This window comes from Streptomyces sp. NPDC091287 (genome assembly GCF_044768525.1).
GTDB lineage: Bacteria > Actinomycetota > Actinomycetes > Streptomycetales > Streptomycetaceae > Streptomyces.
In genome coordinates this window covers 137,403-150,229 of sequence record NZ_JBIVUV010000011.1, presented here as the reverse complement: position 1 = coordinate 150,229, position 12,827 = coordinate 137,403, and the positions used below count along the sequence as shown (strand labels likewise).

Sequence of the window (12,827 nt, the reverse complement as noted above, 5' to 3'; positions counted from 1 at the left end):
TCTCAACTGCGATCGGGGGTGGCAGACGGCAGCGTACCCGGGAGGCGTGTGCCTCCCGGCAGCCAGCCGTACGGACCGGTCCGCCGGGGCGCGGTGCGGCGGTACGGGCTAGCCTGATCCCGGCGTACCGGCGGATTCGGCCGGCCGGCGGCGCCGGTCCGGGACGACCGGGCGCGGACGGTCACGGGATACGTGACGACACAGTGGACACGGACGGACGAAGGAGGCCGAGGATGGCGGCGGTCACCCCCAGGGTCTTCGTCTCGCACCTGTCCGGCGTACCCGTTTTTGACCCGAACGGGGACCAGGTCGGCCGGGTCCGTGATCTGGTGGCGATGCTGCGGGTCGGCGGGCGTCCGCCGCGCATCCTGGGCCTGGTGGTCGAGGTGATCAGCCGCCGGCGGATCTTCCTGCCGATGACCCGGGTGACGGGCGTCGAGTCCGGCCAGGTCATCACCACCGGCGTCGTCAACATGCGGCGCTTCGAACAGCGGCCCACCGAACGTCTCGTCCTCGGCGAGTTCCTGGACCGGCGGGTGCGGCTGGTGGATGGCCATGACAAGGACGGTGAGGAGGTCACCGTCCTGGACGTGGCCATCCAGCAGCTGCCGGCCCGCCGCGACTGGGAGATCGACAAGTACTTCGTCCGCAAGGGGCGCGGCGGGGCGCTGCGCCGCAAGGGCGAGACCCTGACGGTGGAGTGGTCGGCGGTCAGCGGCTTCTCGCTGGATGAGCACGGCCAGGGCGCGGAGAGCCTGGTCGCCACGTTCGAGCGGCTGCGGCCCACCGATGTGGCGAACGCCCTGCACCACCTCTCGCCCAAGCGCCGGGCGGAGGTCGCCGCCGCCCTGGACGACGACCGGCTCGCCGACGTCTTGGAGGAGCTGCCCGAGGACGACCAGGTGGAGATCATCGGCAAGCTCGCGGAGGAGCGGGCCGCCGACGTCCTGGAGGCGATGGACCCCGACGACGCGGCCGACCTGCTCTCCGAGCTGCCGGAGGAGGACAAGGAACGGCTGCTGGCGCTGATGCGGCCGGACGACGCCGCCGATGTCCGCCGACTGATGTCGTACGAGGAGCGGACGGCGGGCGGTCTGATGACGACCGAGCCGATCGTGCTGCTGCCCGACGCCACGGTGGCCGACGCGCTGGCCCGGGTGCGGCAGGCGGACCTGTCCCCGGCGCTCGCCGCCCAGGTGTACGTGTGCCGCTCCCCCGACGACACCCCGACCGGGAAGTACCTGGGCACGGTGCACTTCCAGCGGCTGCTGCGCGACCCGCCGTTCACCCTGGTCAGCTCGATCGTCGACAGCGACCTGGTGCCGTTGTCGCCGGACACCCCGCTGCCGACGGTCACCAGCTATCTCGCCGCGTACAACATGGTCTCGGTGCCCGTCGTGGACGAGACCGGTTCGCTGCTGGGCGCGGTGACCGTGGACGACGTCCTGGACCACCTGCTGCCGGACGACTGGCGCGAGACGGATCTGCACGGGGAGGAGGGGATCGGTCATGGCGGGTGATGAGCGGGCGAAGGCGGCGTCGACCGGCGCCTCGGGCCTGGTGCGGCCCCCGCGCACCCGGCTGGACCAGCCGAAGGACCCGCGCCGGCGGCTGCTGCCCGAGTACGACCCGGAGGCGTTCGGCCGGTTCTCGGAGCGGATCGCGCGGTTCCTGGGGACCGGGCGGTTCATCGTCTGGATGACGCTGATCATCATCATCTGGGTCCTGTGGAACATCTTCGCGCCCAGGGACCTGCGCTTCGACCAGTACCCGTTCATCTTCCTGACGCTGATGCTGTCGCTCCAGGCCTCCTACGCCGCGCCGCTGATCCTCCTCGCGCAGAACCGGCAGGACGACCGCGACCGGGTCACGCACGAGCAGGACCGGAAGCAGAACGAGCGCTCCATCGCCGACACCGAGTACCTGACGCGGGAGATCGCGGCCCTGCGCATGGGCCTGGGCGAGGTCGCCACCCGGGACTGGATCCGCTCGGAACTCCAGGACATGGTGAGGGACATGGAGGACCGGCAGGTGCTCTTCCCGGGCGAGAGTGACGAAGGCGACCGCTGAAGAGCTACCCGCCCGTAGCGCTCCGCGCCGTAACATCGTCTGTATGGCTACGGAAGACGCGGTGCTTGAGGCACTGTCGACAGTGAACGACCCGGAGATCCACCGCCCGATCACCGAGCTGGGCATGGTGAAATCGGTCGAGATCGATCCTGACGGTGTAGTCGCTGTCACGGTGTATCTCACGGTCTCCGGCTGTCCGATGCGCGAGACGATCACCCGGAACGTGACCGAGGCGGTCGCCCGGGTCGAGGGCGTCTCGCGGGTCGAGGTGACCCTCGACGTCATGAGCGACGAACAGCGCAAGGACCTGGCGAGCTCGCTGCGCGGCGGCACCGCCGAGCGGGAGGTGCCCTTCGCCCAGCCCGGCTCGCTGACCCGGGTGTACGCGGTCGCCTCCGGCAAGGGCGGCGTCGGCAAGTCCTCGGTGACGGTGAACCTCGCCGCGGCGATGGCTGCCGACGGACTGAAGGTCGGCGTCGTGGACGCGGACATCTACGGGCACAGCGTGCCCCGGATGCTCGGTGCGGACGGCAAACCCACCCAGGTCGAGAACATGATCATGCCGCCGTCCGCACACGGCGTGAAGGTCATCTCCATCGGCATGTTCACCCCGGGCAACACGCCCGTGGTCTGGCGCGGTCCGATGCTGCACCGGGCGCTCCAGCAGTTCCTCGCCGATGTGTACTGGGGCGACCTGGACGTCCTGCTGCTCGACCTGCCGCCGGGCACCGGTGACATCGCGATCTCGGTCGCGCAGCTCGTACCGGGCGCGGAGATCCTGGTCGTCACGACCCCGCAGCAGGCGGCGGCGGAGGTTGCCGAGCGGGCCGGCTCGATCGCCGTGCAGACCCACCAGAAGATCGTCGGTGTGGTGGAGAACATGTCGGGCATGCCGTGCCCGCACTGCGACGAGATGGTCGACGTGTTCGGCTCGGGCGGCGGCGCACGGGTCGCCGAGGGGCTGACCCGCACGATCGGCGCCGAGGTGCCGGTGCTCGGCTCGATCCCGATCGACCTGCGGCTGCGCGAGGGCGGCGACGAGGGCAAGCCGGTCGTCCTGTCCGACCCCGACTCCCCGGCCGGCAGCGCGCTGCGCTCGATCGCACAGAAGCTGGGCGGCCGTCAGCGCGGCCTGTCGGGCATGTCGCTGGGGATCACCCCGCGCAACAAGTTCTGACGCCTGTACGGAACAGGGGCGGGCCGGCAGTCGACCGGCCCGCCCCCCGTGCGTCGTTACGCGTACGTCCCGATGTCCTTGATGGCCGCGAAGCCGAGACCGTACGCGCTCATCCCCCGCCCGTACGCGCCGATGTGCACGCCCTCGTGGGCGGACCCGGCGAGGACCCAGCCGAACTCGGACTCGCGGTAGTGGAACTCCACCGGTACCCCGTCCACCGGGAGGGAGAGCGTCGACCAGGGCGCGCTGCCGAGGTCGTCGGCGAGGGTGAACGCCGTCTCCGTCTGCTGGTCCAGCCAGTCGTCGCGCAGGGTGTGGTCCATCTGCGGCGGCCAGGTGTACGCCAGCAGGCCGGAGCCCGCGAGCCAGGCCGCCGAGGACACCGTGGTGGCGTCCAGCACGCCCGTACCGTCACCGCTGCGTCTCACCGGGCTCGCGGCCACGGTGATCACCGCCGCGAACCGCTCCTTGTCCGCGGAGCCGTCCGACTTCACCGACGGCTCGTCGCCGTGCCCCGTCGCACCGTGCTGCACCGTGCCGTCCGCCGCGGTGCCGACCTGCATCAGCCAGCGCGGGCCGGTGAAGGCCTCGTCCAGGCCGTACCAGGGGAAGGTCGCTTCCCGGTAGCCGTCGACGGTACGCCGCGTCGCCGGCACCTCCTCCGCCGTGGCCGTGCCCGGGACACCGTCCGTATCAATCCGACTCGTCGTCTCCATCTGCGCGGCCGCCTCCTCGATCAGTCAGGATCCGGAGCGGCCCGCCCCCCGCGGGCTTGGGCATCCTCGCAACCGGACAGATGGAGAATAGCCATACCGTCCGGACGAGTCGGGATTGACCGGGGTCAGGTGGCGTCGGCGTCGAACGGCGGGCGCTCGGGCCGGTCCTGCTGCGGGGTCTTCTTCAGCAGGTCAGGAGCGGTGTCGCCGGTCTTGGTGAGGCTGGTCGTCGAGCCGTCGGCCGCCGCGCCCGCCGAGCCGTTCGCCGCACTGTTGGCGGTATCGGACGCGGTCGGGGTGCGCCCGTTGACCGCGTCGGTGACGTCGGAGATCTCCTTGCGCAGGTCGAAGCTCTCGCGGATCTCCTTCAGCCCCAGGTCGTCGTTGCCGTCCATCAGCTGCTTGCGGACGAACGTCTTGGGGTTGAGGTCCTCGAACTCGAAGTCCTTGAACTGGGGGCCGAGCTCCGAGCGGATGTCTTCCTTGGCGCTGTCCGAGAACTCGCGGATCTTACGGATGGTGCGCGTGACGTCCTGGATCAGCTTGGGCAGCTTGTCCGGGCCGAAGACCAGCACGGCCAGCACCCCGAGCGTCAACAGCTCCAGTGCGCCAATGTCATTGAACACCTTGTTGCTCCTCGTGTTCTCCGCGTGTTCTCCGTGCGATCGCGGCCCGGGTCTCCCAGCTGCCCGGACCGCTCAAAGGTACCTGTCGAAGGTGTCCGGGCGGTACCTCGCGGTGGACGTCACGTGCCGCTCGCCGAGCCGAGCGTCAGGGTCACCGTCCGCTCCTCGCCGCCGCGGGTCAGCTTGAGGTCGAGCTCGTCGCCGGGGCGGTGGGCCCGGATCTTCACGATCAGCTCCTCGCCGCTGTGCACCCGCTGGCCCTCGACCTGGGTGATGACATCGCCGGACCGGATGCCCGCCTCGGCCGCGGGGCCGCCCTTCGCGACGGCGGGCGCGCCGTCGGCGCCCTCCGTGCCGACCTTGGCCCCGTCGCCGGTGTACTTCATGTCCAGCGTGACGCCGATGACCGGATGGGTGGCCTTGCCGGTGCTGATCAGCTCCTCGGCGACGCGCTTGCCCTGGTTGATGGGTATCGCGAAGCCGAGGCCGATGGAGCCGGACTGGCCGCCCGCCTCGGGGCCCCGGGCGCTGTCGGCCGCGCGGATGGCGCTGTTGATGCCGATGACGTGGGCCTGGGTGTCGACCAGCGGCCCGCCGGAGTTGCCCGGGTTGATCGGGGCGTCGGTCTGGAGGGCGTCGACGTAGCTGATGTCGCTGCCGTCGCCCTTCTCGCCGCCTGCGGTGATCGGCCGCTGCTTGGCGCTGATGATGCCCGAGGTCACCGTGTTGGACAGGTCGAAGGGGGCGCCGATGGCCACCACCGGGTCGCCGACCTGGACGTTGTCGGAGTTGCCCAGGGGCAGGGGCTTGAGCCCGGAGACCCCGCGGACCCGGACGACCGCGAGGTCGTAGCCGCTGTCCTTGCCGACGAGCTCGGCGGAGGCCGTCTCGCCACTGCTGAACGTCACGGTGATGTCCCCGCTGGAGCCGGCCGGGGCGACGACGTGGTTGTTGGTGAGGATGTGGCCCTGGGCGTCGAGGACGAAGCCGGTGCCCGTGCCGGACTCGGCGGTGCCGCTGACGTGCAGGGTGACCACGCTGGGCAGGGCGCTGGCGGCGATGCCCGCGACGCTCTCGGGGGCCCGGTCACCGTTGTCGCGGCCCGCCTGCGGCAGCTCGACGGTGGTCAGGCCGCCGTTGCGCTCGATGTACGCGCCGACGCCGCCACCGATGCCACTGGCGACCAGCGTCAGCAGGAGCACCCCCATGAAGGCCCCGCCCCGGCGCTTCTTCCTGCGGCCGGGTTCGGTGCCCTCGGGGGGTCCCGGCCGGGTCAGCGGCTGTCCGGGAGCGCCCCACGGGTCGTACTGGAGCCACTGCGTGTGCTGCTGCGCGTGCGGTTGCGGTGCGGGGTTCGGTGCGGGGTGCTGCCCCTGGTGCTCGGGGGCTCCCTGGGGCTGCCCGGGGGTTCCTTGCGGCGGGTGCGGTGCGTGGGCGGCGTGCGCCTGGGGCTGTGCGTGGGGCCCCGGGGGCGTGAAGCCGTCGGCGGGCTGGGCGTGCGGGGGCGTGAAGCCGTCGGCGGGCGCGGGTTGCGGTGCCGGGGCGGGCGCCGACGCGGGGGCCGGGATTCCGGCGCCGTTCGTCGCGGCGTACTGCGGGGCCGGTGCTCCGGCCCCCGGCGGTACGACGGTGCCGTGGGCCGGGGTGGGCCGCTGCACCGGCGGGGCGGGCGCCCAGGGGCCGGGGCCGCCGTAGGGCGGGGTGCTGTACTCGTCGGGCTCGTGCAGCGGGGCCCCGGAGGGGCGGGGGCGCGGAACCTCCTGGCCGCCGTGGACCGCCGGTCGGCCGGCGGCGTCGGAAGGCGGAGCCGGCGTCGTGCTGTCCGGGGCCGGGGTCGTGTTGTCCCTCGTGCTGTCCGGGGCCGGGGTCGAGGCGGCGTCCGGGCCCGGGAGCGTGGCCGGGCCCGGGGGCGTCGGCTCTCGGTCCTCGGCCGGCGGAGCGTCCGACGGGGCCGGCCCGCTGTCCGGCTCCGTGCGGTCGGCGCGCCCCGCCGTGGGGCGGCTCCACCACTTCGCCTGCGGTCCGGTGGGCTTCCCGTCGTCCATGCTCTCCCCGCAACTGGCCTCTGTACGCCCCACCGAGGCGTCCCTCACCGGAATTCAACCAGGTTTGCGAATCCCCGCGCAGGGTCCGGTCAGGGCCGGGGGGAAAGCGGGCTCGCCAGATCGTTGGCGGGCGGTCCCGAGGAATGGCCCGTCTTCGGCGCCGCCCCGCTGCCGAGCGCCGCCGCCAGCAGCGGGGTACCGGACACCGCCGGGCGTATCAGCGGCGACACGGACACGTTCAGCACGGGGAAGGTGAAGGGGTGCCCGCCCGAGGCCTGGACGCCGAACAGCGACGGGGCGGTCGGCGGCCCCTGCCGGTTCACCGGAGGGGTGACGGCCGGAACCACCGGTGTCGCACCGGTGAGTGTCGAGGGCACCCGGTTCGTCCCGGCGGGGGCCGTGCCGGACGCGGGCCGCTCGGCGGCCCGGCCGTCACCGGTCACCGCGAGGGCGCCGCCGCCCCGGCGGCTGACCGCTTTCGCGCCGTTCTCGGCGCGGGTCGCGGCGTCGAGCGGGGTGGCGTTGTTCCCGGTGCCCTCGGCGCGCAGGGACGATTCGGGGCCGGAGTCCAGCGGCAGGGTGCCGCCCAGCGCGATGGCCGCGAGGGAGACGGCGCTGGCCGCGGCGAACGCGAAGCGCCGACCGCGCCAGGGCGAGCGGTCCGCGTCTCGGGCCACCTCGTGTATGCGGAAGACCGAACCGGAAGCGGGGCCGCCGGGCAGCACGGTGGTGGAGCCGTGGGTGGCGGGGAGGTATCCGAAGCCGTCCAGGGGGGAGGGCGCGGTGTCGGCGCGGGTGCTGCCGCCGGAGGGCCGCAGCCCGGGGAAGAACTCGTCGGCGAAGGGCCTCCGGCCGCCGAACGGTCCGCCGGAGCCGGTGTCGTCACCGCCAGGACCCCCGGGAAGGCCCTGTAGCCGGGCGAGGAACCCCTCGGAGGGCGAGGGCGAGGCGGACGTGGCGAAGGCGCTCTTGAGGCGGCGCTGGGCATCGGCCTCGGCCTTGCACTTGGCGCAGGTCGCCAGGTGGGCCAGGACCCGCTCACGGGCGTCGTGTTTCAGCTCGCCGTCGACCAGCGCGGCGAGTCGGTCCCCCAGATGCGCTTCCGCGGGGGTGGGTCCTGTGCCGCTCACGCCGTTCCGCCCTCCCCTGCCAGGACCGCGTCCGCCAGGGAGCGCTGCTCGGCGCGTGCCTCGGGGGAACGGTGCTTGAGCGCCTTGCGCAGGTGCGAGCGGCCGCGGTGGATACGGCTGCGGACGGTGCCGAGCTTCACCCCGAGGGTCGCGGCGATCTCCTCGTAGCTGAGGCCCTCGATGTCGCAGAGGACCACGGCCGCGCGGAATTCGGGCGCGAGGGTGTCCAGCGCCTGCTGCACGTCGGCGTCGAAGTGGGTGTCGTTGAAGACCTGCTGCGGGGACGGCTCACGGCTCGGCAGCCGCTCGGCCGCGTCGTCGCCGAGCGAGTCGAAGCGGATGCGCTGCTTGCGCCGGACCATGTCCAGGAAGAGGTTGGTCGTGATGCGGTGCAGCCAGCCCTCGAAGGTGCCGGGTGTGTACGTCGACAGCGAGCGGAACACCCGGACGAAGACCTCCTGGGTCAGGTCCTCGGCGTCGTGCTGGTTTCCCGTCAGCCGGTAGGCGAGTCGGTACACGCGGCCGCTGTGCGTGCTGACGATCTCTTCCCATGAGGGCGGGGTCCACGCCTGAGAATCCGCATCAGAGGCGAAGGTCGCGGTCGGTGCGGAGTCTTCGGAAGAACGGTCAGCAATGTTGGTCACGGATTTCGGCTCACCGGCCGACCTGAGGAGACGCCGCAGCATCCCTCCCCGGTCCACAGGCGCAGCCGCACCTCCCCTATCGGCTCTGGTGGTGTCCAGTGGAGCCCCTACCATAGCCACCTCGCCCGTTAGCTCCGGATAAGCCTTTTTCCCTGCTGGGGCCGGGCGTCGCCCGGGACTTTCCCGCAGCTCGCCGGTCCGATCCGCGGACCCGGTCACTGCGCTTTCCCCACTGCTTGCACAACGCCCGGTCCCATCTGCGGGTTCCCGGGTCCAGCGGATACAGTCACCGTTGCGCCAACTACGGGGACAGGAGAGGGTCATTACCGCCAACCGGCAGACGAGCTGGGCGTTCGCCGACGCCTTTGTCGCCGAGGACGAAGCACTGCACGGGGCCCGGGAACGGGCTCGCGAGCTGGGGCTTCGCTCGGTGTCACCGGGCACCGGCGCTGCGCTGCGCCTGCTGGCAGCCGCAGCGGACGCCAAAGCGGTGGCGGAGATCGGCACGGGCACCGGCGTGTCCGGCATCTATCTCCTGCACGGAATGCGGCCGGACGGGGTCCTGACCACGGTGGACCCGGAGCCCGAGCGTCAGCAGTTCGCCCGGGCGGCGTTCCGCGAGGCGGGCTTCGCCACCAACCGGGCCCGGTTCATCCCCGGCCGCGCCCTGGACGTCCTGCCCCGGCTCGCGGACGGCGGTTACGACCTCGTCTTCTGCGACGGCGACCGGCTGGAGAGTCTCGATGTGCTCGCTGAATCGTTGCGCCTGCTGCGGCCCGGTGGGCTGGTCTGCTTCGAGGGCGTCTTCGCCGACGGCCGCACGGTCGACTCCGCGGCCCAGCCGGCCGAGGTGCTGCGGCTGCGGGACCTGCTGCGGGCGGTGCGCGAGAGCCAGGAGCTGATGTCGACCCTGTTGCCGGTCGGCGACGGCCTGCTCTGCGCGGTCCGGCGCGGCTGAGCACGGAGAACCCCGTGGTGAGCACGGAGATCCTCACAAGGACGCACCACTGCCCGGTACGGAATCCGTACCGGGCAGTGGTGAAGGTGATGGGCGTTCCGCGTCAGCCGACGACCTTCTTCAGCGCGTCGCCGAGGGCATCGGCCTCGTCCGGAGTCAGCTCGACAACAAGCCGACCGCCGCCTTCGAGCGGAACGCGCATGACGATGCCCCGCCCCTCCTTTGTCACCTCGAGCGGGCCGTCGCCCGTCCGCGGCTTCATGGCCGCCATGCTCGTTCCCCTTCCTGAAACCAGCTCATCGCAACCGGCGGCCCCATGACAGGCGCTGCCTCACCGGCATCGAACACATTGCTTCTTCGCCATTATCCCGCATCAATGACCCCGATGACCAACATCGGTGTGCATCGCTTGCGCAACGCGCTCTCTCAAAACCACCCAATTCGGCGATCCGGCTGCGATACTGCGCCGCCCCGGACCCCCAGGTGAGAGCCAATTGTTAGACGCAGGTCACATCTCTGCCCAGCTCCGGATCGGCCATGCTTGCCTGCAGTGGCAACGATGCCCGAGCAGCGAGGGGATACCGGAATGGCCGACGAGCCGGCGAACACCGTCCTGTACGACGTGAGCGAAGGTCTCGCGACGATCACGATCAACCGACCCGGCGCGATGAACGCCATGAACACCGCGTCGAAGGTCGCGCTGAGGGACGCGCTGCTGGCGGCGTCGGCGGACGCGGGGGTCCGGGCGGTGCTGCTCACGGCCACGGGGCGCGCCTTCTGCGTCGGCCAGGACCTCAAGGAGCACGTCGCCACGCTCTCGGCCACCCGCGAGGCGGGCGGCGGGAACGCGCTGAGCACGGTGCGGGAGCACTACAACCCGATCGTGCGGGCGATCACGGAGATGGCCAAGCCGGTCGTCGCCGGGGTGAACGGCGTCGCGGCCGGGGCCGGGTTCGGATTCGCGCTCGCGGCCGACTACCGGGTGGTCGCCGACACCGCCTCCTTCAACACCTCGTTCGCGGGCGTCGCACTCACGGCGGACTCGGGCGTGTCCTGGACGCTGCCCCGGCTGATCGGGCAGAGCCGCGCAGCCGATCTGCTGTTCTTCCCGCGGTCGATCTCCGCGCAGGACGCGTACGAGCTGGGGATCGTCAACCGGGTCGTCCCCGCGGTCGAGCTCGCCGAGCAGGCGGCGGCGGTGGCCCGGGCCCTGGCGGACGGCCCCACGGTGGCGTACGCGGCGCTGAAGGAGTCGATGGCGTACGGCGCCGGGCACACGCTCGCCGAGGCGCTGGAGAAGGAGGACGAACTCCAGACCCGGGCGGGCGCGTCGCAGGACCACACCATCGCGGTGGAGGCGTTCCTGGCCAAGGAGAAGCCGGTCTACCTCGGGAAGTAGCCGCGGCTCAGAGGCTGTCCGACCCGAGGACACCCGACAGCCTCTCAGCGCGGCGCCGCCCCGCCGCCGCGCGCCACGCAGTCCGCGAGGTGGTCGTCGACCAGTCCGCAGGCCTGCATCAGCGCGTAGGCGGTGGTGGGGCCGACGAAGCGGATCGAGCGCTTCTTCAACGCCTTGGCGAGCGCGGTGGACTCCGGCGTGATCGCCGGGACGTCCGAGAGGCTGCGCGGGGCGGGGCGGCCGGCCGGGTCGGGGGCGTAGGACCAGATCAGCTCGTCCAGCTCCCCCTCCGACCAGTCGGCGAGCACCTTGGCGTTGGCGAGGGTCGCGTCGACCTTGGCCTTGTTGCGGATGATCCCCGGGTCGGCCAGGAGCCGCTCCCGGTCGGCGTCGGTGAACTTCGCGACCGCCTCGATCCGGAATCCCTCGAACGCGGTACGGAAGGTCTCGCGGCGGCGCAGGATCGTGATCCAGGAGAGCCCGGACTGGAAGGCCTCCAGGCAGAGCCGTTCGAACAGGGCGTCGTCCCCGTGGACCGCCCGGCCCCACTCGGTGTCGTGGTAGGCGAGGTAGTCCTCGGTGGACAGGCCCCACGGGCAGCGGAGCCCACCGTCGGGGGCGGCCACGGCCGCGCCGCTCATCGCCCGTCCTCCTCGGCGCGGTCCTGGACGCCTTCCTGGCCGGCCCGCTCGGCGGGGCGGTCGCCCTGCCGGTCGCCCGGCTGCTTGAACAGGTCGGTGCCCGTCGTCACCGCGGCCGCCTGCACCCCGGCCAGGGCGGATTCCAGCTCGGCGATCCGGGCGTCGCGCTCGGCCAGTTCGGCGCCGAGCCGGGACAGCGCCTCGTCGACGTCCGCCATCCGGTAGCCACGGGGGGCCATCGGCAGGCGCAGCGCCTCGATGTCCGCCCGGCCGACCGGGCGGGTCGCGGGCAGCGGATCGGTGAACCGGTCGGGCGGGACGTCCTGGAGCACGGCGCTCCCACCGCCTCCGACCACCGCGAGGGTGACCGCGGTGACGACCACGACCATCGTGAGCAGCAAGAACCAGAACACGCGCATCTCCCCGGGGGCGGAAACCTCGTCCGGCTCCGATCGTGCCATGCGGCACGGACAAGTCGGGGCCGGCCCGATGAGGCCTTAGGGTCGCAGGCGGGCTATCTGAGGAGGAAACACGGGATGCGAAGCGGTGCACTCAGGCTGGGGCGGCGGGAATTCGGACCGCACGAGCCGGTGATCATGGCGATCGTGAACCGGACCCCGGACTCCTTCTACGACCAGGGCGCCACCTTCGGGGACGAGCCGGCGCTGGCCCGGGTCGAGCAGGCGGTGGCCGAGGGCGCCGCGATCATCGACATCGGCGGGGTGAAGGCAGGTCCCGGCGAGGAGGTGAGCGCCGAGGAGGAGGCGCGCCGCACGGTCGGGTTCGTCGCCGAGGTCCGCCGCCGCCACCCCGACGTGGTGATCAGCGTGGACACCTGGCGGCACGACGTGGGCGAGGCGGTCTGCGAGGCCGGGGCCGACCTGCTGAACGACGCGTGGGGCGGGGTGGACCCGAAGCTGGCGGAGGTCGCCGCGCGGTACGGGGCGGGCCTCGTGTGCACGCACGCGGGCGGCGCGGAGCCGCGGACCCGGCCGCACCGGATCGCGTACGAGGACGTCATGGCGGACATCCTGCGGGTGACGGTGGGACTGGCCGAGCGGGCGGTGGAGCTCGGGGTGCGGCCGGACGGGATCATGATCGATCCGGGGCACGACTTCGGGAAGAACACCCGGCACTCGCTGGAGGCGACGCGGCGGCTCGGGGAGATGGCGGAGACCGGGTGGCCGGTGCTGGTGTCCCTGTCCAACAAGGACTTCGTGGGCGAGACGCTGGACCGGCCGGTGAAGGAGCGCGTCATCGGCACGCTGGCGACGACTGCGGTCTCGGCGTGGCTGGGGGCGCGGGTGTACCGGGTGCATGAGGTGGCGGAGACGCGGCAGGTCCTGGACATGGTGGCGTCCGTTGCCGGGCATCGGGCGCCGGCCGTGGCGCGGAGGGGGCTGGCGTAGGGGGCCGCCTGC

General features: G+C 72.3%; 14 protein-coding genes. 6 read left to right on the top strand and 8 right to left on the bottom strand.

Features of this window, described 5'->3' with window-relative positions; all coding sequences use genetic code 11:
* Positions 1–233: 233 nt before the first annotated feature.
* The 3 genes from ACIQRW_RS20190 to ACIQRW_RS20180 are packed head-to-tail and all read left to right on the top strand — an operon-like array spanning position 234 to position 3,247.
* On the top strand, positions 234–1,520 hold the full coding sequence (locus tag ACIQRW_RS20190; protein ID WP_403762012.1) for a magnesium transporter MgtE N-terminal domain-containing protein: 1,287 nt from the start codon (positions 234–236) through the stop codon (positions 1,518–1,520).
* The gene (locus ACIQRW_RS20185) at positions 1,510–2,070 is read left to right on the top strand and encodes a DUF1003 domain-containing protein (RefSeq protein ID WP_403762009.1); all 561 of its coding nucleotides are present in this window, start codon (positions 1,510–1,512) and stop codon (positions 2,068–2,070) included. Before ACIQRW_RS20190 ends, ACIQRW_RS20185 begins: the two co-directional genes overlap by 11 nt.
* 43 nt (positions 2,071–2,113) lie before the next feature.
* Positions 2,114–3,247: an Mrp/NBP35 family ATP-binding protein gene (locus ACIQRW_RS20180; RefSeq protein ID WP_403762006.1), complete on the top strand. Its 1,134-nt coding sequence runs from the start codon at positions 2,114–2,116 to the stop codon at positions 3,245–3,247.
* A gap of 56 nt (positions 3,248–3,303) precedes the next feature.
* On the opposite strand, the gene ACIQRW_RS20175 is transcribed toward ACIQRW_RS20180, so the two are convergent.
* The 5 genes from ACIQRW_RS20175 to sigE all read right to left on the bottom strand — a co-directional run bounded on the left by ACIQRW_RS20175 (position 3,304) and on the right by sigE (position 8,450).
* Positions 3,304–3,963, bottom strand: a complete 660-nt coding sequence (locus tag ACIQRW_RS20175) for a hypothetical protein (protein WP_383795045.1) — start codon at positions 3,961–3,963, stop codon at positions 3,304–3,306.
* Positions 3,964–4,088: 125 nt separating this feature from the next.
* Complete coding sequence (locus ACIQRW_RS20170; protein ID WP_403762003.1) at positions 4,089–4,589, bottom strand: sec-independent translocase; 501 nt, start codon at positions 4,587–4,589, stop codon at positions 4,089–4,091.
* A 119-nt stretch (positions 4,590–4,708) separates the two neighbouring features.
* Positions 4,709–6,634: a trypsin-like peptidase domain-containing protein gene (locus ACIQRW_RS20165; protein ID WP_403762000.1), complete on the bottom strand. Its 1,926-nt coding sequence runs from the start codon at positions 6,632–6,634 to the stop codon at positions 4,709–4,711.
* A gap of 89 nt (positions 6,635–6,723) precedes the next feature.
* On the bottom strand, positions 6,724–7,764 hold the full coding sequence (locus ACIQRW_RS20160) for an anti-sigma factor family protein (RefSeq protein WP_403761997.1): 1,041 nt from the start codon (positions 7,762–7,764) through the stop codon (positions 6,724–6,726).
* On the bottom strand, positions 7,761–8,450 hold the full coding sequence (gene sigE, locus ACIQRW_RS20155) for an RNA polymerase sigma factor SigE (RefSeq protein WP_003966488.1): 690 nt from the start codon (positions 8,448–8,450) through the stop codon (positions 7,761–7,763). Before sigE ends, ACIQRW_RS20160 begins: the two co-directional genes overlap by 4 nt.
* Positions 8,451–8,700: 250 nt before the next feature.
* Here sigE and ACIQRW_RS20150 point away from each other — a divergent pair, with 250 nt between their 5' ends.
* Entirely contained in the window at positions 8,701–9,366 is a 666-nt protein-coding gene (locus tag ACIQRW_RS20150) for an O-methyltransferase (RefSeq protein WP_003966489.1), read from the top strand.
* 103 nt (positions 9,367–9,469) lie between these two features.
* Here ACIQRW_RS20150 and ACIQRW_RS20145 read toward each other — a convergent pair whose 3' ends face one another.
* On the bottom strand, positions 9,470–9,637 hold the full coding sequence (locus ACIQRW_RS20145) for a DUF3117 domain-containing protein (protein WP_003966491.1): 168 nt from the start codon (positions 9,635–9,637) through the stop codon (positions 9,470–9,472).
* A 315-nt stretch (positions 9,638–9,952) separates the two neighbouring features.
* Between ACIQRW_RS20145 and ACIQRW_RS20140 the strand changes: the two genes are divergently transcribed.
* Positions 9,953–10,765: an enoyl-CoA hydratase/isomerase family protein gene (locus ACIQRW_RS20140; RefSeq protein ID WP_403761993.1), complete on the top strand. Its 813-nt coding sequence runs from the start codon at positions 9,953–9,955 to the stop codon at positions 10,763–10,765.
* 44 nt (positions 10,766–10,809) lie between these two features.
* On the opposite strand, the gene ACIQRW_RS20135 is transcribed toward ACIQRW_RS20140, so the two are convergent.
* Both ACIQRW_RS20135 and ACIQRW_RS20130 read right to left on the bottom strand, forming a co-directional pair.
* Complete coding sequence (locus tag ACIQRW_RS20135; RefSeq protein WP_403761990.1) at positions 10,810–11,406, bottom strand: DNA-3-methyladenine glycosylase I; 597 nt, start codon at positions 11,404–11,406, stop codon at positions 10,810–10,812.
* Positions 11,403–11,867, bottom strand: coding sequence for a DivIVA domain-containing protein (locus ACIQRW_RS20130; RefSeq protein WP_403761988.1), 465 nt, complete (start codon positions 11,865–11,867; stop codon positions 11,403–11,405). The genes ACIQRW_RS20135 and ACIQRW_RS20130 overlap by 4 nt, the downstream gene beginning before the upstream one ends.
* Before the next feature lie 75 nt (positions 11,868–11,942).
* Here ACIQRW_RS20130 and folP point away from each other — a divergent pair, with 75 nt between their 5' ends.
* The gene (folP, locus tag ACIQRW_RS20125; RefSeq protein ID WP_403761985.1) at positions 11,943–12,815 is read left to right on the top strand and encodes a dihydropteroate synthase; all 873 of its coding nucleotides are present in this window, start codon (positions 11,943–11,945) and stop codon (positions 12,813–12,815) included.
* Positions 12,816–12,827: the final 12 nt, after the last annotated feature.

What these genes read in the sequence shown, in the direction of transcription:
- ACIQRW_RS20185 (WP_403762009.1), top strand. Translation starts at nt 1,510, where the DNA reads ATGGCGGGTGATGAGCGGGCGAAGGCGGCGTCGACCGGCGCCTCGGGC.
- ACIQRW_RS20145 (WP_003966491.1), bottom strand. Translation starts at nt 9,637, where the DNA reads ATGGCGGCCATGAAGCCGCGGACGGGCGACGGCCCGCTCGAGGTGACA.
- ACIQRW_RS20165 (WP_403762000.1), bottom strand. Translation starts at nt 6,634, where the DNA reads ATGGACGACGGGAAGCCCACCGGACCGCAGGCGAAGTGGTGGAGCCGC.
- ACIQRW_RS20190 (WP_403762012.1), top strand. Translation starts at nt 234, where the DNA reads ATGGCGGCGGTCACCCCCAGGGTCTTCGTCTCGCACCTGTCCGGCGTA.
- folP (WP_403761985.1), top strand. Translation starts at nt 11,943, where the DNA reads ATGCGAAGCGGTGCACTCAGGCTGGGGCGGCGGGAATTCGGACCGCAC.
- sigE (WP_003966488.1), bottom strand. Translation starts at nt 8,450, where the DNA reads ATGCTGCGGCGTCTCCTCAGGTCGGCCGGTGAGCCGAAATCCGTGACC.
- ACIQRW_RS20130 (WP_403761988.1), bottom strand. Translation starts at nt 11,867, where the DNA reads ATGGCACGATCGGAGCCGGACGAGGTTTCCGCCCCCGGGGAGATGCGC.
- ACIQRW_RS20175 (WP_383795045.1), bottom strand. Translation starts at nt 3,963, where the DNA reads ATGGAGACGACGAGTCGGATTGATACGGACGGTGTCCCGGGCACGGCC.
- ACIQRW_RS20135 (WP_403761990.1), bottom strand. Translation starts at nt 11,406, where the DNA reads ATGAGCGGCGCGGCCGTGGCCGCCCCCGACGGTGGGCTCCGCTGCCCG.
- ACIQRW_RS20180 (WP_403762006.1), top strand. Translation starts at nt 2,114, where the DNA reads ATGGCTACGGAAGACGCGGTGCTTGAGGCACTGTCGACAGTGAACGAC.
- ACIQRW_RS20140 (WP_403761993.1), top strand. Translation starts at nt 9,953, where the DNA reads ATGGCCGACGAGCCGGCGAACACCGTCCTGTACGACGTGAGCGAAGGT.